At 73.1% G+C, this 25,041-nt stretch carries 21 protein-coding genes and 1 pseudogene; 18 read left to right on the top strand and 4 right to left on the bottom strand.

What is annotated here, in order from left to right; translation table 11 throughout:
* Position 1 precedes the first annotated feature (1 nt).
* Positions 2-283 (top strand): hypothetical protein, encoded by a 282-nt coding sequence (locus BMY97_RS47775; protein WP_218156808.1) that lies wholly within the window; start codon positions 2-4, stop codon positions 281-283.
* Here the strand turns inward: BMY97_RS47775 and BMY97_RS18570 are convergent.
* On the bottom strand, positions 270-947 hold the full coding sequence (locus BMY97_RS18570; protein ID WP_091618120.1) for an ABC transporter ATP-binding protein: 678 nt from the start codon (positions 945-947) through the stop codon (positions 270-272). The genes BMY97_RS47775 and BMY97_RS18570 overlap by 14 nt on opposite strands.
* The gene (locus BMY97_RS18565; RefSeq protein WP_091618119.1) at positions 944-2,029 is read right to left on the bottom strand and encodes an ABC transporter permease; all 1,086 of its coding nucleotides are present in this window, start codon (positions 2,027-2,029) and stop codon (positions 944-946) included. Before BMY97_RS18565 ends, BMY97_RS18570 begins: the two co-directional genes overlap by 4 nt.
* A 167-nt stretch (positions 2,030-2,196) precedes the next feature.
* Between BMY97_RS18565 and BMY97_RS18560 the strand changes: the two genes are divergently transcribed.
* The 17 genes and pseudogenes from BMY97_RS18560 (at position 2,197) to BMY97_RS18485 (ending at position 24,268) form a co-directional block, all read left to right on the top strand.
* Positions 2,197-3,402: a sensor histidine kinase gene (locus tag BMY97_RS18560; RefSeq protein WP_091618118.1), complete on the top strand. Its 1,206-nt coding sequence runs from the start codon at positions 2,197-2,199 to the stop codon at positions 3,400-3,402.
* The gene (locus tag BMY97_RS18555) at positions 3,399-4,034 is read left to right on the top strand and encodes a response regulator (RefSeq protein WP_091618117.1); all 636 of its coding nucleotides are present in this window, start codon (positions 3,399-3,401) and stop codon (positions 4,032-4,034) included. The genes BMY97_RS18560 and BMY97_RS18555 overlap by 4 nt, the downstream gene beginning before the upstream one ends.
* A gap of 132 nt (positions 4,035-4,166) precedes the next feature.
* The gene (locus BMY97_RS18550) at positions 4,167-5,642 is read left to right on the top strand and encodes an amidohydrolase family protein (RefSeq protein ID WP_091618116.1); all 1,476 of its coding nucleotides are present in this window, start codon (positions 4,167-4,169) and stop codon (positions 5,640-5,642) included.
* Complete coding sequence (locus tag BMY97_RS18545) at positions 5,639-6,754, top strand: M20 family metallopeptidase (RefSeq protein WP_091618115.1); 1,116 nt, start codon at positions 5,639-5,641, stop codon at positions 6,752-6,754. The genes BMY97_RS18550 and BMY97_RS18545 overlap by 4 nt, the downstream gene beginning before the upstream one ends.
* Before the next feature lie 34 nt (positions 6,755-6,788).
* The gene (locus BMY97_RS18540; protein WP_091618114.1) at positions 6,789-7,682 is read left to right on the top strand and encodes a GNAT family N-acetyltransferase; all 894 of its coding nucleotides are present in this window, start codon (positions 6,789-6,791) and stop codon (positions 7,680-7,682) included.
* Complete coding sequence (menC, locus tag BMY97_RS18535; protein WP_091618113.1) at positions 7,679-8,785, top strand: o-succinylbenzoate synthase; 1,107 nt, start codon at positions 7,679-7,681, stop codon at positions 8,783-8,785. Before BMY97_RS18540 ends, menC begins: the two co-directional genes overlap by 4 nt.
* A gap of 77 nt (positions 8,786-8,862) precedes the next feature.
* On the top strand, positions 8,863-10,521 hold the full coding sequence (locus BMY97_RS18530; RefSeq protein WP_091618112.1) for a PucR family transcriptional regulator: 1,659 nt from the start codon (positions 8,863-8,865) through the stop codon (positions 10,519-10,521).
* 164 nt (positions 10,522-10,685) lie between these two features.
* Entirely contained in the window at positions 10,686-11,954 is a 1,269-nt protein-coding gene (locus tag BMY97_RS18525; protein WP_091618111.1) for an MFS transporter, read from the top strand.
* Positions 11,951-12,849: pseudogene (locus BMY97_RS18520) on the top strand (serine hydrolase). Before BMY97_RS18525 ends, BMY97_RS18520 begins: the two are co-directional and overlap by 4 nt.
* 164 nt (positions 12,850-13,013) lie before the next feature.
* Positions 13,014-14,408 (top strand): serine hydrolase domain-containing protein, encoded by a 1,395-nt coding sequence (locus BMY97_RS18515; protein WP_091618110.1) that lies wholly within the window; start codon positions 13,014-13,016, stop codon positions 14,406-14,408.
* Complete coding sequence (locus tag BMY97_RS18510) at positions 14,405-15,316, top strand: serine hydrolase (RefSeq protein ID WP_091618109.1); 912 nt, start codon at positions 14,405-14,407, stop codon at positions 15,314-15,316. The genes BMY97_RS18515 and BMY97_RS18510 overlap by 4 nt, the downstream gene beginning before the upstream one ends.
* 8 nt (positions 15,317-15,324) lie before the next feature.
* A complete protein-coding gene (locus BMY97_RS18505; protein WP_091618108.1) occupies positions 15,325-16,923 on the top strand; it encodes an ABC transporter substrate-binding protein in 1,599 nt (532 codons plus the stop codon).
* On the top strand, positions 16,923-17,912 hold the full coding sequence (locus BMY97_RS18500) for an ABC transporter permease (RefSeq protein WP_091618107.1): 990 nt from the start codon (positions 16,923-16,925) through the stop codon (positions 17,910-17,912). Before BMY97_RS18505 ends, BMY97_RS18500 begins: the two co-directional genes overlap by 1 nt.
* A complete protein-coding gene (locus BMY97_RS18495; protein ID WP_091618106.1) occupies positions 17,912-19,822 on the top strand; it encodes a dipeptide/oligopeptide/nickel ABC transporter permease/ATP-binding protein in 1,911 nt (636 codons plus the stop codon). The genes BMY97_RS18500 and BMY97_RS18495 overlap by 1 nt, the downstream gene beginning before the upstream one ends.
* The gene (locus BMY97_RS47090) at positions 19,819-19,965 is read left to right on the top strand and encodes a hypothetical protein (protein WP_177231417.1); all 147 of its coding nucleotides are present in this window, start codon (positions 19,819-19,821) and stop codon (positions 19,963-19,965) included. Before BMY97_RS18495 ends, BMY97_RS47090 begins: the two co-directional genes overlap by 4 nt.
* Positions 19,962-20,957 carry an ABC transporter ATP-binding protein gene (locus BMY97_RS18490; RefSeq protein WP_091618105.1) on the top strand — a complete coding sequence of 332 codons (996 nt, stop codon included), beginning with the start codon at positions 19,962-19,964 and terminating at the stop codon, positions 20,955-20,957. The genes BMY97_RS47090 and BMY97_RS18490 overlap by 4 nt, the downstream gene beginning before the upstream one ends.
* Complete coding sequence (locus BMY97_RS18485) at positions 20,954-24,268, top strand: serine hydrolase (RefSeq protein ID WP_091618104.1); 3,315 nt, start codon at positions 20,954-20,956, stop codon at positions 24,266-24,268. Before BMY97_RS18490 ends, BMY97_RS18485 begins: the two co-directional genes overlap by 4 nt.
* On the opposite strand, the gene BMY97_RS18480 is transcribed toward BMY97_RS18485, so the two are convergent.
* Together BMY97_RS18480 and BMY97_RS18475 are read right to left on the bottom strand one after the other, a co-directional pair.
* Positions 24,235-24,819 carry a DNA glycosylase AlkZ-like family protein gene (locus tag BMY97_RS18480; RefSeq protein ID WP_091618103.1) on the bottom strand — a complete coding sequence of 195 codons (585 nt, stop codon included), beginning with the start codon at positions 24,817-24,819 and terminating at the stop codon, positions 24,235-24,237. The two genes, BMY97_RS18485 and BMY97_RS18480, sit on opposite strands and share 34 nt — an antisense overlap.
* Positions 24,810-25,025: a hypothetical protein gene (locus BMY97_RS18475; protein ID WP_091618102.1), complete on the bottom strand. Its 216-nt coding sequence runs from the start codon at positions 25,023-25,025 to the stop codon at positions 24,810-24,812. The genes BMY97_RS18480 and BMY97_RS18475 overlap by 10 nt, the downstream gene beginning before the upstream one ends.
* Between the last annotated feature and the right edge of the window lie 16 nt (positions 25,026-25,041).

The following is a 25,041-nucleotide window of genomic DNA, read 5'->3' as shown; positions in this document are numbered from 1 at the left end:
CATGACGGTCCTGGTCGAGCCGTACTGGCGCGAGATCAGCACGGGCCTCGCCCGCCATGGCATCCCGGTCCGGCACTTCGTCCTCCACGCCGACCAGGACACCCTCCGCCGGCGCATCGAGGACGCGCATCCCGTCCCCTCGCGCTTCCGGCTCCAGTACCTCGAGCCCTACGCCGAGGCGGCCCGCACCTGGTTGCACCGCGAGGCCGAGGTCGTCGACACCACGCAGCTCACCCCGGCACAGGCCGCCCGGCGGATTGCCGACGCCCTCACCCCACGGTGACCGCAAGCCGTCCGTCGTGGACTTCGGTGAGCTGGTCGGCCGCGGTCAGGTGGGCGCGGTCGTGGGTGACCAGGACGGTGGCGGTGGCCTGCTGGTGGGTGAGGCGGGTGATCAGGTCGATCACGGCGGCGCCGCGCTCGTGGTCCAGGGCGCTGGTGGGCTCGTCGACCAGCAGCACCGTCGGGACGTTCATCAGGGCGCGGGCGATGCTGACGCGCTGGCGCTGCCCGCCGGACAGTTGGTGCGGGCGGCGGCCGGCCTGGGCGGCGAGGCCGACGGCGTCGAGCAGGTCCATCGCCCGGCCGCGGGCCTTGGCGGGGGAGCGGCCGTCGATCCGGGCCATCACCTGGAGCTGTTCGGCGGCGGTCAGCGAAGGCAGCAGGTTGGGCTGCTGGAAGACGATGCCGATCTTGTGCCGGCGCAGGTCGGTCAGCTCGGCGCGGCTCAGGCCGGCGGTGGCGGTGCCGTCGACGGTCACGGTGCCGGAATCGGGCGTGATCAGGGTGGCGGCGACGGCCAGCAGGCTCGACTTGCCGGAGCCCGACGGGCCGGCCACGACGGTCAGGCTGCCCCGGGGAACGTCCAGGCTGACCTGGTCCAGCGCGGTGAGACGGGCGTCGCCGTCGGGGTAGGTGAGGGTGACGCCGGTCAGGTTGAGGCTCATCGGGCACTTCCCAGTGCGGTCAGCGGGTCGACCGCGGTGATGCGGCGGATGGACAGGGCGGCCCCGAGCGCGCCGAGCAGGATCATCACGGCGGCCGGGAACAGGATGGTGGCGGGCGTCAGCGCGAACGGCACGGCCGAGCCGGAGACGACGGCGCCCAGCGCGGCGGCGAGGCCGGAGCCGGCCAGCGTGCCGCCGGCGAGCAGGACGACGGCCTGGCCGAGGGCGTCCTTCAGCAGCCCGGCGGTGGTGGAGCCCAGCGCCTTGAGGACGGCGATGTCACCACTGCGCTGGATGGTCCAGACGGTGAAGAAAGCACCGATCACCAACGCCGAAATGGCGAACAGGAAGCCGCGCATCAGCTGCAGGGAGCCGTTTTCGGAGGTGTAGGAGCCGATCGCGGACAGCGAGTCGTCCTTCGTGACGGTCCGGGTGCCCGCGGCCCGGTCGACGGCCGCCAGGTCGGCGCCCGAGGTGTTGAGCGCGAGCACGGTCGCGGCCGGGCGGTCGGCGGCGCCGCTCGGGGGAGCGGCCTTCGCCCAGACGTCGAGGCCGGTCCAGATCACCGGGGTGTGGCTGAACGAGGCGTCGCCCGACACCGCGGCCACGCCCAGTCGCTGCCCGGCCACGGTGACGGTGCCGCCGGCCGTGACGCCGAGGTCGTCGGCGGCCGTGGTGGACAGCACCACCGACGGCCCGGCGAGCCGGCCGCTGTCCGGGGCGAGGGCGGAGCCGGGCCGGACGCCGAACACCGAAACGGCGGCGCTGCGGTCGCCGGCGACGGCCTTGGTGGTGGTGATGCCCAGCGGTTCGGCCCTGACGACGCCGGGCGCGCCCGCCCACTGCTGCCACTGCTTCGAGGTGACAGTGGAGTTGGCGTAGGAAAGGCTTTGGCCGCCGCTCGGCGCGGCGAAGGCGATCTCGTCGGCGGGCAGGCCGGTGATCGCGGAGATGTTCTGCCGGCCCAGCCCGGCGGTCAGCCCGGACAGCAGGCCGACCAGCAGGGTGATCAGCACGACAACGGTGCCCATCAGGGCGAAGCGCCCTTTGGCGAACTTCAGGTCTCTCCAGGCGACGTACACGGGTTCTCTTTCTCACGGCGGGGGATCGATGTGCCCTCAACGGTCCCCGCCAGTCCCCTGTGGACGCATCTGGCGGCGGACCGCACTTCGCGCGCCGTAAGGGGGCTCGCCGGTTCTACCTTTTGATGGAGGCGTCGCGCGGCCGTCCTCCGTAACCTGGACTCACTGTGAACGCCGCCGCCCCCTCGCTGACCCCGACCAGCCGCACCCTGTCGTGGTGCCTGCACCTGCTGTTCGCGGGGCTGCTCGTGCTGGCCGGCGCCCGGGCGGTGGCCGACCGCCTCCCGCAGGCCGGGGCGGTCGTCGCGGTGGCGGCAGCGTGCGGGCTCGTGTACGCGGCCGGGCCGCTGCTGCCGCGCGTCCGCGCCTCCCGCCGCGCCGCCGCCGGGTGGCTGGCCGTGGTGGGCGCCGTGTGGCTGGCGCTGCTGGTGCTGACCGCCGACGGGGTGTGGGTCGCCTTCCCGCTGTACTTCCTCCAGCTGCACCTGCTTTCACGCCGGGCCGGGCTGGTGGCAGTGGCCGTGACCGCGCTCGCCGCGGTCGGCGCCTTCGCCGCGCACCGGGGATCCTTCAGCCCGGCCATCGCGATCGGCCCGGCGCTCGGCGCGGCGGTGGCGGTCGCGGTGGTGTGGGGGTACCAGGCCCTGTACCGGGAGAGCGATCGCCGACGGCGCCTGATCGAGGAGCTGACCGCCACCCGCGCCGACCTGGCCGAGGCCCAGCACGAAGCCGGGGTGCTGGCCGAACGCGAGCGGCTGGCCCGCGAGATCCACGACACCCTGGCCCAAGGGCTGTCCAGCATCCAGCTGCTGTTGCGCGCCGCCGCGCGCGACCTGCCCTCGGAGAACGCCGCCCGCTACGTCGAACAGGCCCGCCAGGCCGCGGCGGACAACCTCGCCGAAGCCCGCCGTTTCGTCGCCGCCCTCACCCCGCCCGCCCTGGACGACACGACGCTGGCCGGCGCCCTGGAACGCTTGTGCGCCACCACCAGCGCCCGTCACCGGATCACGGCGCGCTTCCACCTGACCGGCGACGTCGTGCCGCTGCCGACCGCGCACGTGGTCGCCCTGCTGCGCGTCGCTCAAGCCGCGCTGGCGAACACCGTCCGGCACGCCCAGGCCACCACCGCCGAGGTCACCCTCAGCTACCTCGGGGACGAGGTCTCCCTCGACGTCGTCGACGACGGCACCGGCTTCGACCCCGCCCGGCTGGTGACCCCGGACGCCGGAAGCGGCTTCGGCCTGGCCGCGATGCGGACCCGTGCGCAGGCGCTCGGCGGCACCGTCACCATCGAATCCGGCACCGGTCACGGCACCGCGCTGGCGGCCCGGCTGCCCCTTCTCACGCCCACTGAACCCGAGGCCCGCCCATGACCGGCACCCCGATCCGCCTCCTGCTGGCCGACGATCACCCCGTGGTGCGGGCCGGGCTCCGGGCCGTGCTGGAGGCCGAGCCGGACCTCGTGGTGGTCGCCGAGGCCGCGACCGCGCGGGAGGCGGTGGCCCGCGCGGCCGAGGGCGACATCGACGTCGTGCTGATGGACCTGCAGTTCGGCGCCGGCATGAACGGCGCCGAGGCGACCGCCGCGATCACCGCCCGGCCTGGCGGCCCGCGGGTGCTGGTCGTCACCACCTACGACACCGACGCCGACACCCTGCCCGCCATCGAGGCCGGCGCCACCGGCTACCTCCTCAAGGACGCCCTGCCCGAGGACCTCGCCGCCGCGGTGCGCACCGCCGCGGCCGGGCGCACGACGCTGGCCCCCAGGGTCGCCGACCGCCTGATGAACCGGCTGCGCACCCCGGGCGCCGCGCTGACCCGGCGGGAGATCGAAGTCCTCACCCTGGTCGCCGACGGGCTGTCCAACCAGGCGCTGGCCCGTCGGCTGCACCTCACCGAAGGCACCGTCAAATCCCACTTGGCCCGCGTTTACAGCAAACTCGGCGTCGATTCGCGCACCGCCGCCGTCGCGGCCGCGACCGACCTCGGCCTGATCCGGCGCTGATCCGGCGCTGAAGCGGGTTCGTCCGGCTGGATGGATCTGCCGCCCCGGATTCGTCACGCGCTACGAACGGACGGTCCGCGAAACCTCCTAGTGTCGCCGGAAGCGAGGTGACACGAGGCGAGGAGACGGAGCATGCGGACACTCTTGCGCGGCGGCCGCGTCATCGATCCGGCGACGGGATTCGACGGGATCGCCGACGTCCTGGTGACCGACGGGGTGATCACCGCCGTCGGCGCGGGCGGGCCGGGCGGCGCGGGTGACACGGAGATCGACGTCTCCGGGCTGGTCGTCGGGCCCGGGTTCATCGACCTGCACAGCCACGTGCACACCATCGCCGGCCAGCGGCTGCAGGCGATGGACGGGGTGACCACGGCACTCGACCTGGAAGCCGGGCTGATGCCGGTCGAGCGGGCGTACGCCGAGGCCGCCGCCGCGGGACGCCCGCTGCACTACGGCTTCTCCGCCTCGTGGGGCAGCGCGAGGGCCAAGGTGCTCGCCGGGATCGAGCCCGACGCGAACATCGGCAGCGGGCTCGCCGTGCTCGGGAACACCGCCTGGCAACGGTCTTCGTCGCCGGGCGAGCTGGCCGCCTGGCTGTCCCTTGTGGACGGTGAGCTGGCCGCGGGCGCGCTCGGCATCGGCGTGCTGCTCGGTTACGCGCCGGCCACCGACCCGGGTGAGTTCCTGGCCGTGGCCCGGCTCGCCAAGGAGGCCGGCGTGCCCACGTACACCCACGTGCGCGAGCTGGTCGAGGTCGACCCGGCCACTCCCGCCGACGGCTCGGGGGAGATCGCGATCGTCGCGGCCGAGACCGGCGCCGCGATGCACCACTGCCACGTCAACAGCACCTCCGGCCGGCACGTCGACCGGGTGCTCGCCGAGCTGGAGGCCGGCCGCTCCGCCGGTTCACGGGTGACGGTCGAGGCGTACCCGTACGGCGCGGGCAGCACCGCGATCGGCGCGGCCTTCCTCTCGCCCGAGCGGTTGAAGATGAAGGGACTGAGCCCGTCGAGCGTGGTGATGCTGGAGACCGGGGAACGGTTCTCCGACGAGGCCCGCCTGCTCCAGGTCCGCGCCGAGGACCCGGGAGCGCCGTGCATCCTGGAATTCCTCGACGAGAAGGACCCGCTCGACCGCGCGCTGCTGCACCAGGCGCTCGCCTTCCCGGACGCGATCGTCGCCAGTGACGCGATGCCCGTCTTCTGGAAGGACGGGGTCAGCGAGTCGGCCGAATGGCCGCTGCCGCCGGGTGGTACGACCCATCCGCGCACGGCCGGGACGTACGCCAAGACGTTGCGCCTGATGGTGCGCGAGAGCGGGGCGTGGACCTGGCTGGAGGCGTTCCGGCGCTGTTCTTACCTGCCCGCGCGGGTGCTCGACGAGGTCGCTCCCGCGGCGCGGGCGAAGGGCCGGCTCGACGTGGGTGCGGACGCCGATATCGTCGTCCTCGACCCCGCCGCGATCACGGACGCGGCCACTTACTTCGATTCGACCCGGCCTTCGGTCGGCGTCCGGCACCTGTTCGTCGCGGGCGTTCCGGTGGTCAGCGACGGGCACTTGCGCACGGACGCCTTCCCCGGCCGTCCGCTGCGGGGCGAGCCGCGATGACCGGGCCCGACGTGCGCGCCCTCCTCGCGGACATCAAAACGCTGGTGTGCTGCGAATCCCCGTCGTCCGATCACGCGGCCGTGGCCCGCAGCGCCGAGGTGCTGGCCGGGATGGGCCGGGCGCTGCTGGGCGCGGAGCCCGAGCGGATCGTCCTCGACGGCTGCACCCACCTGCGCTGGCGGTTCGGCGACGGCCCGCCGCGCGTGCTGCTGCTCGGCCACCACGACACGGTGTGGCCGCTGGGATCGCTGGCCTCCCATCCGTTTTCGGTGGCCGACGGCGTGCTGCGCGGTCCCGGCTGCTTCGACATGAAGGCCGGGGTCGTGATGGCGCTGCACGCCGCCGCGGCCCTGCCCGATCGCGCCGGACTGTCCATTTTGGTCACCGGGGACGAGGAACTCGGCTCGCCCTCGTCCCGCGGGCTGATCGAAGAAGAAGCGAGGGGCTGCGACGCGGCGTTTGTGCTCGAAGCCTCGGCCGACGGGGGCGCGCTGAAGACCGGCCGCAAAGGCGTTTCGCACTACCGGATCGCGGTGACCGGCCGGGCCGCGCACGCCGGGCTCGAGCCCGAGCGGGGGGTCAACGCCGGGATCGAGGTCGCACACCAGGTCCTCGCCATGGCGGCGCTCGCCGATCCGGCGCGGGGCACGAGCGTGGTGCCCACGGTGATCTCGGCGGGCACCACCGTCAACACCGTGCCCGCGGCGGCCGGCGTGGAGGTCGACGTGCGGGCGCCGGACGGGGCCGAGCAGCTGCGCGTCGACCGGGAGCTGCGGGAACTGCGGCCGGTGCTGGAAAACGCGCAGGTGCGGGTCCACGGTGGGATCAACCGCCCGCCGCTGGAGACCTCGTCCTCGGCGGGATTGTTCCGGCTCGCCCGGGAACTGTCGGCCGGGCTCGGGCTCGGCGAGCTGAGCGCGGCTTCGGTCGGCGGCGCCTCGGACGGCAATTACACCGCCGGCATGGGGGTTCCGACGCTCGACGGCCTCGGCGCCGTCGGCGGCGGCGCGCACGCCGACCACGAACACGTCCTGGTCGCGGAATTGCCGCGCCGCACCGAACTGCTCACCGCGCTCGTCGAAAACGTGCTCGCGAAACGCGAAGCGAAATGACTTTGGCGGGGGAGCCGGGAAAGGGGATCGTCCCGTGACGAATCTGACGACGAATGCGGAAAGCCTTCCCGCCCGGGCGGTGCGCGACGAAGCGGTCGCCGTCGCGCGGGCCGCGGCCGGGGCCGCCGGCGTCGAAATCCGTGAGCTGACCGAGGTCGCGGAGCTGACCGCGGCCGGCGACCTGTTCGAGTCGATCTGGCGGTCCGCGCCCGGCGCCCGGCCGCTGACCACGGAACTGCTGCGGGCGATGTCCAGCGCCGGGAACTACGTCGCCGGCGCGTTCGGGCAGGGCGAACTCCTCGGCGCCTGTTTCGGCTTTTTCGGGCACCCCGGGAAGGGCGGCCTGCACAGCCACATCGCCGGGGTGGCCGCCTCCGGCGCCGGCCGGGGGATCGGCCAGGCGCTCAAACTGCACCAGCGCGGCTGGGCGCTGGCCCAGGACGTGTCGGTGATCAGCTGGACTTTCGACCCGCTGGTGCGCCGCAACGCCTATTTCAACCTCGGCAAGCTCGGCGCGCTGCCGCTGCGGTACCTGCCGGACTTCTACGGGCCGATGGCCGACCGGATCAACGGCTCGGGCGAGACCGACCGGCTGATGGTCGGCTGGGACCTGACCAGCCCGGCCGTGCGGGCCGCGTCCTTCGGCGAACCGGTGCCGGCCGACGCGCGCGCCTGGCGGGAGCGGGGCGCCTCGATCGCGCTCTCGGCCGGTCCCGACGGCGGGCCCGTGACGGGATCGACGAGTTCCCCGGTCGTGCTTGCCGCCGTCCCGTCCGACATAGAACGCCTTCGCCACGACGATCCCGGCCGCGCCGCGGCGTGGCGCTCGGCGCTGCGCGAGGTGCTCGGCGGGCTGATGGCGGACGGCGCCCGGGTCACCGGTTTCGATCGTGCCGGCTGGTACGTGATCACTAAGGAGCAGTCGTGAAACTCAGTGGTGTGGAACTGCGCCGGGTACGGATGCCGCTGGTGGCCCCGTTCCGGACCTCCTTCGGTACCCAGACCGAACGGGAACTGCTGCTCCTGCGCGCGGTGACCCCTGCCGGCGAGGGCTGGGGCGAGTGCGTCACGATGGCCGGCCCGCTCTACTCCTCGGAGTACAACGACGGCGCCGAGCACGTGCTGGTGAACCACCTGATCCCGGCGCTGCTGCACTCCGGCGACGTGACCGCGAACAAGGTGGCGCCGACCCTGGCGAAGTTCAAGGGCCACCGGATGGCGAAGGGGGCGCTGGAGATGGCGGTCCTCGACGCCGAACTCCGCGCCGCCGACCGCTCGTTCGCCGCCGAGCTGGGGTCCACCCGCGACTCCGTGCCCTGCGGGGTCTCCGTCGGGATCATGGACTCCGTCCCGCAGCTGCTCGACGTCGTCGCCGGCTACCTCGACGAGGGGTACCTGCGGATCAAGCTGAAGATCGAGCCCGGCTGGGACGTCGAGCCGGTGCGCGCGGTGCGCGAGCGTTTCGGTGACGATGTGCTGCTCCAGGTCGACGCGAACACCGCGTACACGCTGGGCGACGCGCCGTTGCTGGCCCGGCTCGACCCGTTCGGCCTGCTCCTGATCGAGCAGCCGCTGGAAGAGGAGGACGTGCTCGGCCACGCCGAACTGGCCCGGCGCATCCGGACGCCGGTCTGCCTCGACGAGACGATCGTTTCGGCCCGGGCCGCGGCCGACGCCATCAAGCTCGGCGCCTGCCAGATCGTGAACATCAAGCCGGGCCGCGTCGGCGGTTACCTCGAAGCCCGCCGGGTGCACGACGTCTGCGCGGCCCACGGGGTGCCGGTGTGGTGCGGCGGGATGATCGAGACCGGGCTGGGCCGCGCGGCCAACGTCGCGCTCGCCTCGCTGCCCGGGTTCACCCTGCCCGGCGACACCTCGGCGTCGGACCGGTTCTACCGCACCGACATCACCGAGCCGTTCGTGCTGGACGCCGGGCACCTGCCCGTGCCGGCCGGGCCGGGGCTCGGGGTGGCGCCGATCCCGGAGCTGCTCGAGGAGGTCACCACGGCGAAGCGGTGGATCGCTTCGTAGCCGGGGACGAACTCCGGGGGTGGATTTGGTCGCGCCGGACTATTCGGTCCGGGGCGATCGGGGGCTAGCGTCGGGTGATGGTGACACCGGGCCCCTCTCACACCACCCTCGGGCGTGTCCTGGACGACCTCGGGGAAGTGCTCCTGGAGCCGGTCGCGGTCGCCCGGCTCACCCGCCGGCAGCTCGGCGGGGTGGTGATCCACGATCCGCACGACGACGCCGAGTTCCCCCGCCACGCCGTGGTGCTCGGCGTCGGCGTGCGGGAGCCGGACGAGGTCGTCCGCCTGATGCACGAGGCCGGCCGGCGGGGCGCGGCGGCGCTGGTCGTCCGCTCCCCGGTCGTTTCGTCGCCGGCGCTGCGGCAGGCGGCGGACTCGTCCGGCGTCGCGCTGCTCGGGCTCGCGTCCGGCGCGTCCTGGACCCAGCTCGCCGCCATGCTGCGGACGCTCCTGTCCGAAGGCGACATCGGCGACGTCTCGCCGCAGACCCTCGGCGGCCTGCCCTCGGGCGACCTGTTCGCGCTCGCCAACGCGGTGGCCGCGCTCCTGGACGCGCCGGTGACCATCGAGGACCGCAACTCGCGGGTCCTCGCGTTCTCCGGCCGCCAGGACGAAGCGGACTCGTCGCGCATCGAGACCGTGCTGGGCCGTCAGGTCCCGGAGCGGTTCACCCGTGACCTCGAGCAGGACGGCGTCTTCGAGCGGCTCTATCGCGACCACGCCCCGGTGTACGTCGACCCGCTCCGCTACGAGCACGAAGGGATCAGCCTGCCCCGCGTGGCCGTCGCCGTCCGGGCGGGTGACGAGGTGCTGGGGTCGATCTGGGCGGCAGTGCACGAGCCGTTGAGCGAAGAGCGGACGCAGGCGCTGGTCGACGCGGCCAAACTCGTGGCGCTTCACCTGCTCCGGCTGCGGGCGGGCGCGGACGTGGAACGGCGGCTGCGCGCCGATCTGGTGAGCACGGCGCTCGAAGGCGGCGCCGGGGCGCCGGAGGCCATCGCCCGGCTCGGCCTGCTGGGCCAGCCCGCGGTGGTGCTCGCGATGGGGCTGCTCGGCACGCCGGAGTCCGAGTCCGACGACGGCCTGCGCCTGGTCGCGGAACGCCAGCGGGTCGCCGACGCGCTGGCCATGCACCTGAGCGCGGTCCAGCCGCGGGCGGCCGTCGCGCTCGTCGGCGATGTCGCGTACGGGATCGTCCCGATGCCCGCCGACGGCCCGGCGCGCGCGGTGCGGATCGCGTCGACCTTCTTGGAGCGCACCGGAAAGCGGGCGGCCGCGGCGATCGGCATCGGCGGGCTCGCGCTCGACGGCTCGGGCCTGCGCGCCTCGCGTGACGGCGCGGACCGGGCGTTGCGGGTACTGCTCACCGGCGGCGGCGCCAAGCGGGTGATCACCGCCGAGGACGCCCACGTCGACGCGTTGATGCTGGAACTCGCCGATCTCGCCGCGGCCCGGGGGGACGGCGCGACCGGCCCGGTCGCGCGGCTGCTGGACTACGACGCCCGCCACCGGTCCCAGCTCGTGCACACCCTGCGCTGCTGGCTCGACGCCTTCGGGGACATCACCGCGGCGTCCGCCGCCGCCTTCGTCCACCCGAGCACCTTCCGGTACCGGCTGCGGCGGCTCGCCGAGGTCGGCGAGATCGACCTCACCGACCCCGGGGACCGCTTCGCCGCCATGCTCCAGCTGCGGCTGCTGCCGCCGGGGACCGGACCGTCACACGCCGAGGCAGGCTGACCACACCGGGCCTGGCAACACAGGGGAATTCGTCGCCCCGGCTCGAAAGGGCTCCGGATGTTCGTGTGAACGCACGAACTCCGGGCGGAAAGCGCTGATCAGAATGAGGGACCGGCGCGCTGGCCCGTGCCGTTCACCTTCTCTCACGCTCCCGTGGAGGCGCCATGACGGCAGTGGTCGACGAAGACACCTGGACAGCGCGGCGGATCAACCGGACGGCGCTGCTCACCATGACGGTGATGGTGTTCGCCTGGTCGGTGGACTACATCGACCGGTTCTCGATCGGGATGGCGCTGCCCCTGATCGGCCGGGAGTTCGGCGTCGGCAAGACCGGGCAGGGCTGGCTGGTGACGGTGTTCGCCCTGGTCTACATGGTCTGCCAGATCCCGGCCGGGTTCCTCGCCGACCGGTTCGGCGCCCGGGGCCCGATGCTGGTCACGCTCGTGCTCTGGTCGGCGTTCACCGCGCTGACCGGAATGGCGGGCACGTTCGGGATGCTGCTGGTCGTGCGCGGGCTTTTCGGGGTGTGCCAAGGACTTTTCCCGGCGGCCTCGTTCAAGGCGGTCGCGGAGCGGACGACCCCGGCCAACCGGGCGACCAGCGCCGGGGTGATGCTGTCCGCGAGCGGGATCGGCACGGGGGTGGCGCCGCTGATCGTCGGGCCGCTGCTGATGGCGGTCGGCTGGCGGCACACGTTCTTCTGGATGGCGGGCGTCGGCGTGGTCATCGGCGTCGTGGTCTGGGCGATCCTGCCCAAGGCGCTGCCGGAACGGCTCCGCAGCCTGCCCCGCACCGAGGTGAAGACCCCGGAGGTCTCGCGCAAGCAGCTGCTGAAGTCGCCGGTGGTCTGGAAGTTCACCCTGTTGTTCTGCACCACCAACATGCTGAGCTACGGCCTCGTCACCTGGGTGCCGAGCTACCTGCAGGAGGCGCGGGGCCTTTCGCTGACCCAGACCGGCGTGGCGGCCGCGATCCCGATGCTGGTCAGCATCGGCACCACCATCCTCGGCGGCTGGCTGTTCGACCGGTACTTCCACGATCGCGGCCGCTGGTACCTCGGCTCGGTCGCACTGGTGACCGTGGTCCTGCTGGTGCTCATGGTGAACGCGGGCAGCACCGTGGAGTTCACCGTCTACGAGACGCTGGCCGTCGGCGTCTTCGGCCTGGCCACGATGGGCGTTTTCGGCCTGCCGCTGCGGGTGCTGCCCACGGCGCTGACCGGGATCGGCATGGGGGTGATGAACTTCGGCGGCCAGGTGGCCGGCGCGGTCGCCCCGCTCGCGATGGGCTGGCTGGCCGACACCTTCTCCTACACCGCCGCGTTCGGCTTCCTCATCGGCAGCACGCTGCTCACCGTGCTGTTCGCCTTCTGGGTCCCGCAGACCCCCGCGCAGTTCGCCTTCGCCAGCCCCCGGCCGACAGGAGTGTCATGACCACCGCAGCCGAAACGATCGCCACGATCACCCGCCGCGCGAAGGAGGTGGGCGTCCGGGTCTGGCTGCACGCGGCCGAAATCGGCGGCCCGCGCCGGCTCGGCATCGGCGAGGACGAGCCGGTGGTCACCGCGTCGGTGTTCAAGGTCCCGGTCGCGCTGGAGCTGGCCCGGCAGGCCGCCGAGGGGGCCTTCGACCTGGCCGGGCGGGTCACCGTCGCGCCGGGGCACCCGACTCCCAGCCCGTACGGCCTGGCCACCTTCCGGCACGAGGCGGTGCTGTCCTGGCACGACCTGGCGACCCTGATGATCGGCATCAGCGACAACGTCGCCACCGACCTGATCCTCGCCGAAGTGGGCCGGGAGGCGGTCAACGCGTCCTTGCGGCGCCTGGGCTTCGAGCACACCGCCGTCCCGCAGGACTGCCGCGAGGTGCTGGACAGCATCGGCGAGGACCTCGGACTGTCCTATGAGGACGACGAGGGGTGCTCGCCGGGCTGCCGTACGAGCAGGTGTCCGCGTTGCGCGCGCTGCGGCCGGAGCACACGTGCCGGACGACGGCCGCCGAGATCACCCGGCTGCTCGGGATGATCTGGCTCGACGTGGCGGCGCCGCCCGCCGCGTGCGCCGAGGTCCGGCGCTGGCTGGACCTCCAGGTGTGGCCGCACCGGCTGCGGGCCGGGTTCCCCGACGACGGGATCCGCGTGAGCGGCAAGACCGGGACCCTGCCGTCGGTGCGCAACGAGGTGGGCGTGGCCGAGTACCCGGACGGGCGCCGTTACGCCGTCGGGGTCTTCACGCGGGCCGAGGACACGCGCTCGAGGGTGCCGGAGCGGGACGCCTTCATCGGCTTCGCCGCGGCCGAGGCCGTCGGGTGGCTGAGGGCGGCCGCGTGATTCGTCGGCCCGGACGAATTTTCCCGCCGCTCTCCTCGGTTCCGACGAACAAGTGACGCCGGTCACCGACCTAGCATTCCGGAGACGCCGGACCACCCGTTGCCGGCCCCGCCGTTTCCCGGAGACCCCTTCCCGGACCCCTTCCCCTCGACAATGAGGTGCACATGTCGAAACTTCCCCAGATCGAAGCCTGGCTCCAGGACAACCTGGCCGCACTGCTGGCCGAGCACCGGGTGCCGGGGGCGGCGATCGCGGTACTCGCCGGCGGCGAGGTGATCGACCACGCGGCGGGCCTGCTGAACACCGGCACCGGCGTGGAGTCCACAGTGGACTCGGTGTTCCAGATCGGCTCGATCACGAAGCTCTGGACGACCACGCTGGCCATGCAGCTGGTCGACGAGGGCCGGCTCGACCTCGACCGGCCGGTCCGGGACTACCTGCCGGAGTTCGCGCTCGCCGACGAGGGCGCCGCGGCGCGGATCACCGTCCGGCAGCTGACCTGCCACACCGCCGGGTTCGAGGGCGACATCTTCACCGATACCGGCCAGGGTGACGACTGCGTGGCGAAGCTCGTCGAGACGCTCTCCGACGTGCCCCAGCTGTTCGCCCCGGGGGAGATGTTCTCGTACAACAATGCCGGCTACTGCGTGCTCGGCCGCGTGATCGAGGTGCTGCGCGGCAAGTCCTACGACGACTGCGTGCGTGATCACCTCTTCGTGCCGCTCGGCCTGACGCACGCGGCCGCCGGGCCGTACGACGCAATCCGCTATCGCGCGGCGATCGGCCACATCCAGCCGACGCCGGAGGAGTCGCCGCAGCCCGCGCCGGTCTGGGCGCTCGCCCGGTCCAACGCCCCGGCCGGTTCGACGCTCGCGATGCGCCCGCGGGACCTGCTGGCCTTCGTCCGGATGCACCTCAACGGCGGCCGCGCCGACGACGGCACCCAGGTGCTGACGCCGGAATCGGTCGCCGCGATGCGGGAGCAGCAGGTCGCGCTGCCCGACCTCGGCCTGATGGGCGGGGCCTGGGGCCTCGGCTGGATGCTCTTCGACTGGCCCGGCGGCCCGGTGATCGGCCACGACGGCGGCACCATCGGCCAGTCGGCGTTCCTGCGGGTGGTCCCGGGCCAGGACGTCGCGGTGGCCCTGCTGACCAACGGCGGCTCGCCGACGCAGGTGTACCTGGAGGTCTTCCGGAAGGTGCTGGGCGAGCTGGCGGGAGTGGAGATCCCGGCGCTGCCGGAGCCGAATCCCGCCGAGACCCCGGCCGACGGCACCCGTTACGTCGGCGAGTACTCCTCGGCGGTGGCGGACACCGTGGTCAGCCAGGACGCCGACGGCAGGCTGTGGATCGAGCAGACGCCGAAGGGGGTCTTCGCCGAGGCCGCCGGCGGGGCACCGGACAAGGCCGAACTGCTGGGCTGGAAGGGCGACACACTGGTCGCCACGCACCGGCAGCTCCCGGGTGTCTACCTGTCGCACGCCTTCGTCGGCGATGACGGCGACGGGCGCGCGCTGTACCTCCACACCGGCCGGGCCGATCGGCGGGTCAGCCGATGAGCGTGGTCGGCGAGGAGATCGAAGCGGTTTTCGCCGGCGCGGGGGCGCAGGGGTTCGTGCACGCGCGAGAGGTGGGCGTGCCGGACGGGCCCGAGGTCGGGGTCGGCGCGGACGCCCCGGTGGTGCTCGCGTCGGTGTTCAAGATCCCGGTCGCGCTCGCCTACGCCCGCGAGGTCGTGGCCGGCCGGCTCGACGAGACCGAGCGGACCCGGGTCACCGCGCGGTACCGGATCGGCGGCATCGGCACCGCGGGCAGCGCCGACGACGTCGAGATGACCTGGCGGGACCTGGCGCGCTTCATGCTGACCATGAGCGACAACGCCGCGACCGACGTCGTCTTCCACCGCGTCGGCCAGGCGGCGGTGGACCGCGTGCTCAGCGACCTCGGGCTCTCCCGGACCCGGCTGATCGGCTGCTGCGAAGACTTGTTCGCTTCCGTCGCCGCCGATCTCGGCGCTTCCGGAGACATGGCTTCCGGCGATATCGAGGAGATCCTCGCCGCGGCCACCCCGGAGCAGCTGTGGAAGCTCTCGGCGCTCGACCCGGAGCGCACCACGTCCTCGACCCCGCGTGAGATCACCACGCTGCTCGACGCCGTCTGGACCGACCGGGCGGGTGAGCCGGCCGCGTGCGAGAAGGTGCGCGCGATCATGGCGCAGCAGATCTGGCCGCACCGGATCTCGTCCGGGTTCCCGTCCGGCGTGACGATCGCGGCGAAAACCGGGACCCTGCCGGCGATCCGCAACGAAGCGGGCGTGGTGACCTATGCGGACGGCCGCCGCTTCGCCGTGGCCGTGTTCACCCGCGCCGCATCACTCGAAGACCGCCTGCCCGCGGTCGACCGGTCCATCGGCGAGGCCGCGCGCCTGGCCGTCGGCCATCTTCACGCGTTGCCCGTGCACCCGTAGGAGGACCCATGAGAACAGCTCGGCTCACCGCCGCGATGGCGGGTGTGGTGGTCCTGGCCGTGAGTGCCTGCGGGACGCCGGCTTCGTCGGGGCCGGACCGGACCGCGAACCAGAAGCTGGCCGACGGCAAGACGTTCACCCTGGCGCTCCCGTCGGACCCGGGTTCGCTCGACCCGGCCATGACCGTCCTGTCGGTCACCCGCCAGCTCGACCAGTTCCTCTACGACGGCCTGGTCACCATCGACGCCACGGGCAAGCCGGTCGCCGGCCTCGCGCAGAAGTGGGAGGCCACCACGACCACGGCGTCGTTCACCCTGCGGAGCGGGGTCACCTGCGCCGACGGCACCCGGCTGACCGCGCGCGACGTGGCCGCGAACATCAACTTCGTGGGGGACCCGGCGAACAAGTCCCCGATCGCCGGGGTCACGGTCAAGCCGGGGACCAAGGCGGTCGGCGACGACACCGCCGGGACGGTCGCGGTGACCAGCGGTTCGCCGGACTCGTTCCTGCTCCGCAACGTCGGCAGCGTGCCGATCGTCTGCGCCAAGGGCCTGGCCGACCGGTCGTCGCTGGCCAAGGGGCAGCAGGGCACCGGCATGTTCACCGTCACCGAAATCGTGCCGAACGACCACTACACGCTGACCCGGCGCAAGGACTACACCTGGGGCCCCGGCCAGTGGCCGGCCGAGCAGCCCGGCCTGCCGGACAAGGTGGTCGCCCGGGTCATCCAGAACATGACCACCACGTCCAACCTGCTGCTGTCCGGGGAAGTCAACGCCGGTTCGATCACCGGGCAGGACACGCGGCGGCTGAGCGCGCAGCGGCTGTTCCACGCCGACACCACGATCACGCTCGGCGAGCTGTTCTTCAACCAGTCGCCCGGCCGGCCCGGCGCCGATCCGGCCGTGCGGCGGGCCTTGGTGCAGGCGCTCGACCTCGGCCAGGTCGCCAAGGTGCTCACCAGCGGCGCCGGCGTGCCCGTCAAGGGACTGGTCACCGGGGAGCCGCTGGCCTGCCCCGGCGACTCGGTCAGCGGGAAGCTGCCCGGCTTCGACGCGGCCGCCGCCAAGACCGCGCTCGACGCCGCGGGCTGGCGGCCCGGCGCGGACGGCGTGCGCGTCAAGGACGGCAAGCGGCTCGCCCTCAGCACCATCTACGGCACGCAGGTCGGCCCGACCATGGCCCCGGCCGCCGAGCTGGTCCAGCAGTCCTTGAAGGGCATCGGCGCCGACGTCACGCTCAAGGCGGTCGACAGCCCCGGGCTGAGCCGGGTGCTGTTCGACACCGGGGACTGGGACCTTTCGATGGGCCCGCTGGGGCTCACGCTGCCGAGCCAGCTGGTGCCGTTCGTGTCCGGGCCGCTGCCCCCGCAGGGCACCAATTTCGCGCACATCCGGAACGCGCAGTACGACTCCCTCGTCGGCCAGGCGGCGGCGTCGGCCGGGGACGCCGGCTGCCCGAGCTGGCTGGGCGCGGAATCCGCGCTGTTCGCCCAGCTCGACGTGGTGCCGTTCGCGAACACGGTGGTGCCGACCTTCGGCACCGACGCGCGGTTCGGGATCAACCAGGGCGCCATCCAGCCGTCGACGATCCGGATGTACTCCTGATGACCGAAACGGCCGTCACCACCGCGGTTTCCGGTCCGCGGGCCGGGCCGTGGCTGTCGTTCGGGCTGCGCCGCCTCGGCCGGTTCGCCGTCTCGGTGTGGGTGCTGGTGACCATGGCGTTCCTGATGATCCAGCTGATCCCGGGCGACCCGGTCCGCGCGGCGCTCGGCCTGACCGCCCCGGTCGAGCTGGTGAACGCGCGCCGGGCCGCGCTCGGCCTCGATCACCCGTTGTGGCAGCAGTACCTCGACTACCTCGGCGGGCTGGTCCGGGGCGACTTCGGCACGTCGATGCTGAGCGGGGTGCCGGTTTCGCAGGTCATCGGCGACCGGCTGCCCGCGACGCTGGAGCTGGCGGTGCCCGCCTTCGTGGTGGTCATCGTCGTGGCGATCCCGCTCGGCCTGCTGTTCGCCATGCTGACCCGCGGCGGCCGGCGCCGCGGCAGCGAGCTGGCCTTCACCTCGACGACGGTGCTGCTCGCCGCCATCCCGGAGTTCCTGGTCGCGGTGGCGCTGGTCGCGTTCTTCGCGGTCCGGCTCGGCTGGTTCCCGGTGGCCGGCAGCGAGGGGACGACGTCGCTGGTCCTCCCGGTGATCGCGCTCGCACTCGGCCCGGCCTCGGTGCTCTCCCGCATCGTGCGGGTGGAGACGCTTTCCGTGCTGGGCAACGACTTCATCCGCACCGCGCGGGCGAAACGGCTGCCCGCGCGGCTGGTCTACGCGCGGCACGCGCTGCCGAACGCGCTGACCGCGACGCTGACCCTCGGCGGGATGATGCTGACCGGGATGGTCGCGGGCACCGTGCTGGTGGAGAACGTGTTCGCCTGGCCGGGACTCGGCTCGACGATCGCGCAGTCGATCCTGCAGAAGGACTACCCGCTGGTGCAGGGCATCGTGCTGGTCTACGGCGTCGGGGTGCTGCTGGTGAACCTGCTGGTCGACGTCCTGCTGGCCGTGCTCGACCCGCGCTCGACGATCCGGGAGGGCTGATGGTGAACCGGCGCGCGAAGTGGCTGACGGCCCTGCGCACCCCGCTCGGCGCGTTTGCGGCCGCCCTCCTGGTCCTGGTGCTCGTGCTCGCGGTGCTGGCCCCGATCCTGTGGCCCGGCCAGGCTTCCGCGGTGGACACGAACGCGATCAGCCAGGGCCCGTCCGCGGCGCACTGGGCCGGCACCGACGAACTCGGCCGTGACATTCTCTTCCGCGTCCTCGTGGCGACGCGCTTGTCGATCGTGCTGGCGCTGCTCGCGATGGTGCTTGGCGTGGTGAGCGGGCTCGTCCTCGGCACGCTGCCCTCGGTGCTGCCGCGCCCGCTCGGCCGGCTGCTGATCGCCGCGGTGAACATCGCGGTCGCGTTTCCCGGACTGTTGCTGGTGTTGTTCTTCTCGGTCATCTTCGGGGTCGGCACGCGGGGCGCGGTGTTCGCGGTCGGGTTCGCGCTGGCGCCCGCCTTCGCGCGGCTGGCGCAGACGATGGCGGCGTCGGTGGCCGGCCGTGACTTCGTGGCGGCCGCGCGGGTCGCCGGAGTGGGCCGGATCCGGCTGCTGTTCCGCCATGTCCTGCCCAACATCGCGGAGCCGCTGGTGGTCAACGCCACGATCGGCGCCGGGAGCGCGCTGCTCGCCTTCTCCGGGCTGTCGTTCCTCGGGATCGGGGTGCAGGCCCCGGACTACGATTGGGGACGGCTGCTCGGCGAGGGCCTCAACGGGATCTACCTCAACCCGGTGGCGGCGCTGGCACCCGGCGTCGCGGTGGTGCTGGCCGGGCTCGCCTTCAACCTGGTGGGCGAGACGGTCGCCGGCGTGGTCGGCGTGCGGACCCGCGCCCGGGGGCTCGGGCCACCGCCGGTTGCGGCCACGCGGGCGGACACGCCGGCGGAGCACGAAGACGCCGTGCTGGTGGTCGAAAACCTCCAGGTCGCGTTCCCGGGCCCGGCCGGGTGGACGGTGCCCGTCCGGGGCGTGAGCTTCAGCGTCGGCGCGGGCGAGGCGGTCGGCGTCGTCGGCGAGTCCGGCTCGGGCAAGAGCCTGACCGGGCTCGCGGTGTCCCGGCTGATCGAGGCGCCCGGCGTGGTCACCGCGGACCGGCTGGAGTTCACCGGCCGCCCGCTGCTGACGACGCCGGAGCGCGAGCTGCGCGGACTGCTCGGCACCTCGCTGGCCATGGTGTTCCAGGACCCGATGACCTCGTTCAACCCGGCCCGGCGGATCGGCAGGCAGCTCGCCGAGGTTTCCGAACAGCACCAAGGCCTTTCGCGGGCCGACGCGTTCGCGCGGGCCGTCGACCGGCTGCGCGCGGTGCGGATCCCGGCGGCGCGCCGCCGCGCCCGGCAGTACCCCCACGAGTTCTCCGGCGGCATGCGCCAGCGCGCGATGATCGGCATGGGCCTGATGGGCGACCCCCGGCTGATCATCGCCGACGAGCCCACCACGGCACTGGACGTCACGGTGCAGCGCCAGCTACTGCGCCTCCTGGCCCGGACGCGGACCGAACGGGGCACCGCGATCGTCCTGATCAGCCACGACATCGCGGTCGTTTCCCAGACCTGCGAAAGGATATTGGTGATGTACGGGGGACGGGTGGTGGAAGACCTGCCGTCCGATCCCGGCGTGACCCCACGCCATCCCTACACCCGCGCCCTGCTGGCCACGACCCTGGACCTCGAGACCGACCGCGAAGCACCCCTCCCGGTGATCCCCGGCCGCCCCCCGGAACCGGGCCGCATGCCGTCCGGCTGCGCGTTCGCAGCCCGCTGCCCGGCGGTGAGCGACCGGTGCCGCACGGAAGACCCGGTGCTGGAACGGGTGACGACGGTGCACCGGGTGGCTTGCTGGCATCCGGATGGCTCGCCGCTTGCTGTGCCGGTCAAGGAAGCTGTGACCACTGGAGGTGGGGAATGACGGACCTCGTCTTCGACGCGGTGAGTGTGCGCACGGAAGACGCGGTGCTGGACCGGGTGGCGCCGGTGCGCCGGGTCGATCCGGATGGCACGCCGCTTTCCATGCCAGTCAAGGAAACCGTGACCACTGGAGGTGGGGAATGACCGACCTCGTCTTCGACGCGGTGAGTGTGCGGTACGGCGGGCGGCGCGGCCTCACCGCGGTCGACCGGGTCGGGCTGACCGTCCCTTCGGGACAGGTTGTCGGGCTGGTCGGGGAATCGGGGTCGGGGAAGTCGACGCTTGCGCGCGCGGCGGTGGGGCTCGCCCCGGTCAGTTCGGGACGGGTGCTGCTCGGCGGGGTGGACGTGCGGCGGTTGCCGCGGCGCCGGCCGTTGCAGCTGGTGTTCCAGGATCCGTATTCCTCTTTGGACCCGCGGATGAGCGTCGGCGAGTCGATCACCGAGGCGATCGGCCCTGGGGTGCTGCCCGGCCGGGCCGCGCGGCGGGCCGAGGTGGCGCGGCTGCTGGAACTGGTCAACCTCGACCCGGACCGGGCGGGGCAGCGGCCCGGGCAGCTCTCCGGCGGGCAACGCCAGCGCGTGGCGCTGGCCCGGGCCCTGGCCGGACGGCCCGAGGTGCTGATCGCCGACGAGATCACCTCCGCCCTCGACGTTTCGGTGCAGGGCGCGGTGCTCAACCTGGTGCGCTCCGTGCAGCGGCAGCTCGGCCTGTCGATGCTGTTCATCTCGCACAACCTCGCGGTGGTGCGGTATGTCAGCGACCTCGTCGCCGTGATGTACCTCGGCCGCATCGTCGAAGCCGGTCCCGCGCACCAGGTGCTCACCGAGCCGCAGCATCCCTACACCCGCGATCTGCTCGCCGCGGCGCCCTCGGCGCACAAGTCCCTGTTCGACATCGGCGCCGACGAGCCGGGCGAGATCGCCGACGCCGAGCCCGCCGACCCGCATCACCCGCCCGGCGGCTGCCGTTACCACACCCGGTGCCCGGTCGGCCCGCTCGTGCTGGCCGGCCGGGAGCTCTGCCTCCGGGCGGACCCGGCCGAAGGCGCGGCCCACCGGCCGCACTCGGCGGCCTGCCACTTCAGCGAGGACCAGTCCCATCCGACCGCGATCTCCCGAGGAGCCAGCGCATGACCCGACGTCTGGGCATCGAAGACCTGTACGACCTCGCCGTCCCCAGCCAGCCGGCGTTGTCGCCGGACGGCAGCCGGATCGTCTACGTGCTGCGGACCGCCGACCGGGACGGGGACCGCAACACCGACACGCTGTGGGAGGTCGGCTCACGCTCCGGCGAGCCCCGGCAGCTCACGCGGGGAACCGCCGACGCGGCGCCGGCCTGGGCGCCGGACGGCACCCGGATCGCCTTCCTGCGTGCCGAAGACGCGCCGCCGCAGGTGTGGCTCCTCCCGGCCGCCGGCGGGGAGGCCGAGCCGGTCACGAAGCTCCCGCTCGGCGCGGGCGCGCCGGTGTGGAGCCCGGACGGGAGCAGGATCGCGTTCGCGGCGGCCGTCGACCTGACCGCGGCGGACGGCGAGCCGAACGTCCCGGTGGTGACCGACCGGCTGGGCTTCAAAGCCGACGGCGCCGGGCTGCTCAAGACCGTGCGCAAGCACTTGCACGTCCTGGACATCGAGACCGGCGAGGTCCGCCAGGTCACCTTCGGCGACTGGCACGCGGGCGATCCCGCCTGGTCGCCCGACGGCTCGCGGCTGGCCTTCTCCGCGGCCCGCGACCGCGACTCCGACCTCACTTTCCGTTCCGGGGCCTATGTTCTCGACGCGACCGCGCGGATCGCCGAGCCGCGGCTGATCGGGTCCGGCGAAGGGATGGCCGGCCCGGTCACCTGGACCGCCGACGGCCGGTCGCTGCTGGTCGTCGGCCGGGCCGACACCGCGGCCGGCCACCTCGGGCTCCTGCGGGTGTCGCTGGACGGCGGCGAGACGGCCGACCTGGCCGCTTCGCTGGACCGCAACGTGATGTCCGGCGGCCCCGGCTACCCGGGCGCGCTCCCGCAGCTGACCGGCGACACCGTGGTGTTCGCCGTCCGCGACCGCGGCTGCACCCATCTGTACGAAGTGGACCTGGCCGGTGGCAGTCCCCGCCCGGTGTTGACGGGTGACGGCCACGTGGTGTCCGGAATGGACATCGCGAGCGGCACGATCGCCGCCGTGCTGGCCACGGACACGTCGTTCGGCGAGGTCGTGGTGCTCGACCCGGACGGCGGCCCGGCCGGCGTGCGCACCCACCACGGCGCCGCACTGTCCGAAGTGGACCTGTTCGTCCGCGAGGAGCGGGAATTCACCATCGGCGACGGCACGGTCGTCCACGGCTGGCTGGTGCGTGACCCGGAGCGGACCGGCTCGCTGCCGTTGCTGCTCGACATCCACGGCGGCCCGCACAACGCCTGGAACGGCGCGGCCGACTCGGCCCACCTCTACCACCAGGTGCTGGCCGCCCGCGGCTGGGCGGTGCTGACGCTCAACCCGAGGGGCAGCGACGGCTACGGCGAGGCGTTCTACACCGCCGCGGTCGGCGCGTGGGGCGTGGCCGACGCCGCCGACTTCCTCGAACCCCTCGACCAGCTGGTGGCCGAGGGCCTCGCCGACCCGGACCGGCTCGCCGTCACCGGCTACAGCTACGGCGGGTTCATGACCTGTTACCTGACCAGCCGGGACCAGCGGTTCGCCGCCGCCGTCGCCGGTGGGGTGGTCGCCGACCTGACCAGCATGGCGGGCACGTCGGACGCCGGGCACTACCTCGGCGTCAGCGAGGTGGGCACGCATTCGTGGGAGAACGAGTACGCCCCGTTCTCGCCGCTGACCGAGGTCTCGAAGGTGCGCACGCCGACGCTGATCGTGCACGGCGGGGCCGACGAGCGCTGCCCGGTCGGGCAGGCCGAGCAGTGGTTCACCGCCCTGCGCGAGCGCGGCGTGCCGTCCCGACTGGTGCTCTACCCCGGTGGCGCGCACCTGTTCATCCTCGACGGCCCGCCCTCGCACCGCGCCGATTTCAACCGGCGCATCGTCGAATGGGTGGAGCAGTACGCGCCCGCGGCGGACGGTGTTTCGCGGGTGCCGATCGACGCCGCGCACTGGCGCCGCCGCCTGGCGGAGCTTTCGCGCAAGTACCGCGTTCCCGGTGCGGTGCTGGGGATCCTGCGGGCCGGCACCGGCGAGGAGGTGCACGCGAGCCACGGGGTGCTGAACAAGGCGACCGGGGTCGAGGTCACCGAAGACTCGCTGTTCCAGATCGGCTCGATCTCCAAGGTGTGGACCTCGACCGTGGTGCTGCGGCTGGTCGACGAGGGCTTGCTGGACCTGGACGCGCCGATCGCCGAGGTGCTGCCGGAACTGCGGCTGGCCGACGCGGACGTGGCCAAGCAGGTCACCATGCGGCACCTGCTGACCCACACCAGCGGGATCGACGGTGACGTCTTCACCGACACCGGCCGCGGGGACGACTGCGTCGAGCGTTACGTGGAGCAGCTCGGCGAGACCGCGCAGAACCATCCGCTCGGCGCGACTTTCTCCTACTGCAACTCGGGCTTCGTGCTCATGGGCCGCGTGGTCGAGAAGCTCACCGGGCTGAGCTGGGACGCCGCGATGCGGGAGAAGCTGTTCACCCCGCTCGGGCTGACGCACACCGTCACGCTCCCGGAGGAGGCCCTGCTCTTCCGCGCGGCGGTCGGCCACGCCGCGGTGGGCGACACCGAGCCGGAGCCGGTGCCGACCTGGCAGCTGCCCCGGTCGGTCGGCCCGGCCGGGCTGATCTCCGCCCGGGCCGCGGACGTGCTCGCGTTCGCGCGGCTGCACCTGACCGGCGGCCTCACCGCGGACGGCGAGCGGATCCTCACCGCGGAATCCGCCGCCGCCATGACCGAAAAGCAGGTCGAGCTGCCCGACCGGCACACGATCGGCGACTCGTGGGGCCTCGGCTGGATCCGGGACGACTGGCACGGACGGCGGATCATCGGCCACGACGGCAACACCATCGGGCAGTCGGCGTTCCTGCGGCTGCTGCCGGACCAGGGGCTCGCGGTCACGCTGCTCACCAACGGTGGCAACGCGCACGACCTGTACGTGGAGCTGTACCGGGAGATCTTCGCGGAGCTGGCCGGCGTGACCATGCCGCACCCGCTCGAACCGCCCTCGGCCCCCGTCACCGTCGACGGGACGCGTCACCTCGGCGTCTACGAACGGGCCGGCTCGCTGACCGAAGTGCTGGCGGGGGAGAGCGGGCTGCGCCTGCGGAACACGGTCACCGGGCCGCTGGCGGACCTGATGCCGGAGAAGACCCAGGAATTCGACCTCGTGCCGGTCACCGACTCGCTGTTCGTCTTCCGCGCGCCGGGCGCGGAGAACTGGACACCGGTCGTTTTCTACACCTTGCCGACCGGCGAGCCGTACGTGCACTACGGCGTCCGCGCGACGCCGAAGGTGTCCTGACCGGGACTGCTACCGGCCGGTGCGAGTCCAAAATGGACATCCGGACGTCGCCGAGCTGTTCTCGGACAAGGGTTTCGGTGCGGGCGACGGCTTCCTTGAGGGCCGTGTCCGGTTGGCCGAAGGCCAGCCAGGCGATCCCGCCCGCGGCCGGGTCGTACTCCCACAGCCCGGCGATCCGGCGGCGGGTCGAGGAGGCGGCCCAGCTCCCGGTGCAGCAGGTGGATTCCGTCGATCCCGGCGACCAGCGCGTACGCGGCTTCGCGGGGCACGGTGAACTCCTCGAAGGCGTCGGCCAGATCGGGCGGCAGCAGCAGCCCGGTCTCGCCGACCGAGAGCAGGCCGAGGGGCTCGACGGCCTTCTTGGCGGCCGCCGCAGTCAGCCCGGAGAACCAGCGGAAGTGCTTCAGGGACGCCGACGCGGCCCAGCCGAAGTACCGTTTCGCCAGTTCCGTGCGAGCCGCGTCCGGGCCGGGCGCACCCTGGGCGAGCGGCGAAGGCGACCAAGGGAGATAGCCGAAGCGCTGCTGGTCCAGCCGGCCGTTCACGGGCACCCGGCGGATCCGGCCCCGGGTCTGAGGACGGCGTCGTTCAGCCGGTCGATTTCCCCGGTGGTGACGCCGAGGTGCTTGGCCGCCGCCCCGGCTCCCACGGCCAGCCCGAGCGCGAAGTCCGCTTTCGGCAGGATGTAGGTCCAGCCGCGGGCGGAGGGCAGCTCGTGCACCTCCTGGCCCGCGACGGCCCGGGCCAGCACCTCCACCGCGTGGTAATCGAGG

Source organism: Amycolatopsis saalfeldensis, assembly GCF_900110575.1.
In the GTDB taxonomy this organism is placed as follows: domain Bacteria; phylum Actinomycetota; class Actinomycetes; order Mycobacteriales; family Pseudonocardiaceae; genus Amycolatopsis; species Amycolatopsis saalfeldensis.
This window is presented reverse-complemented; position numbering and strand designations above follow the sequence as displayed.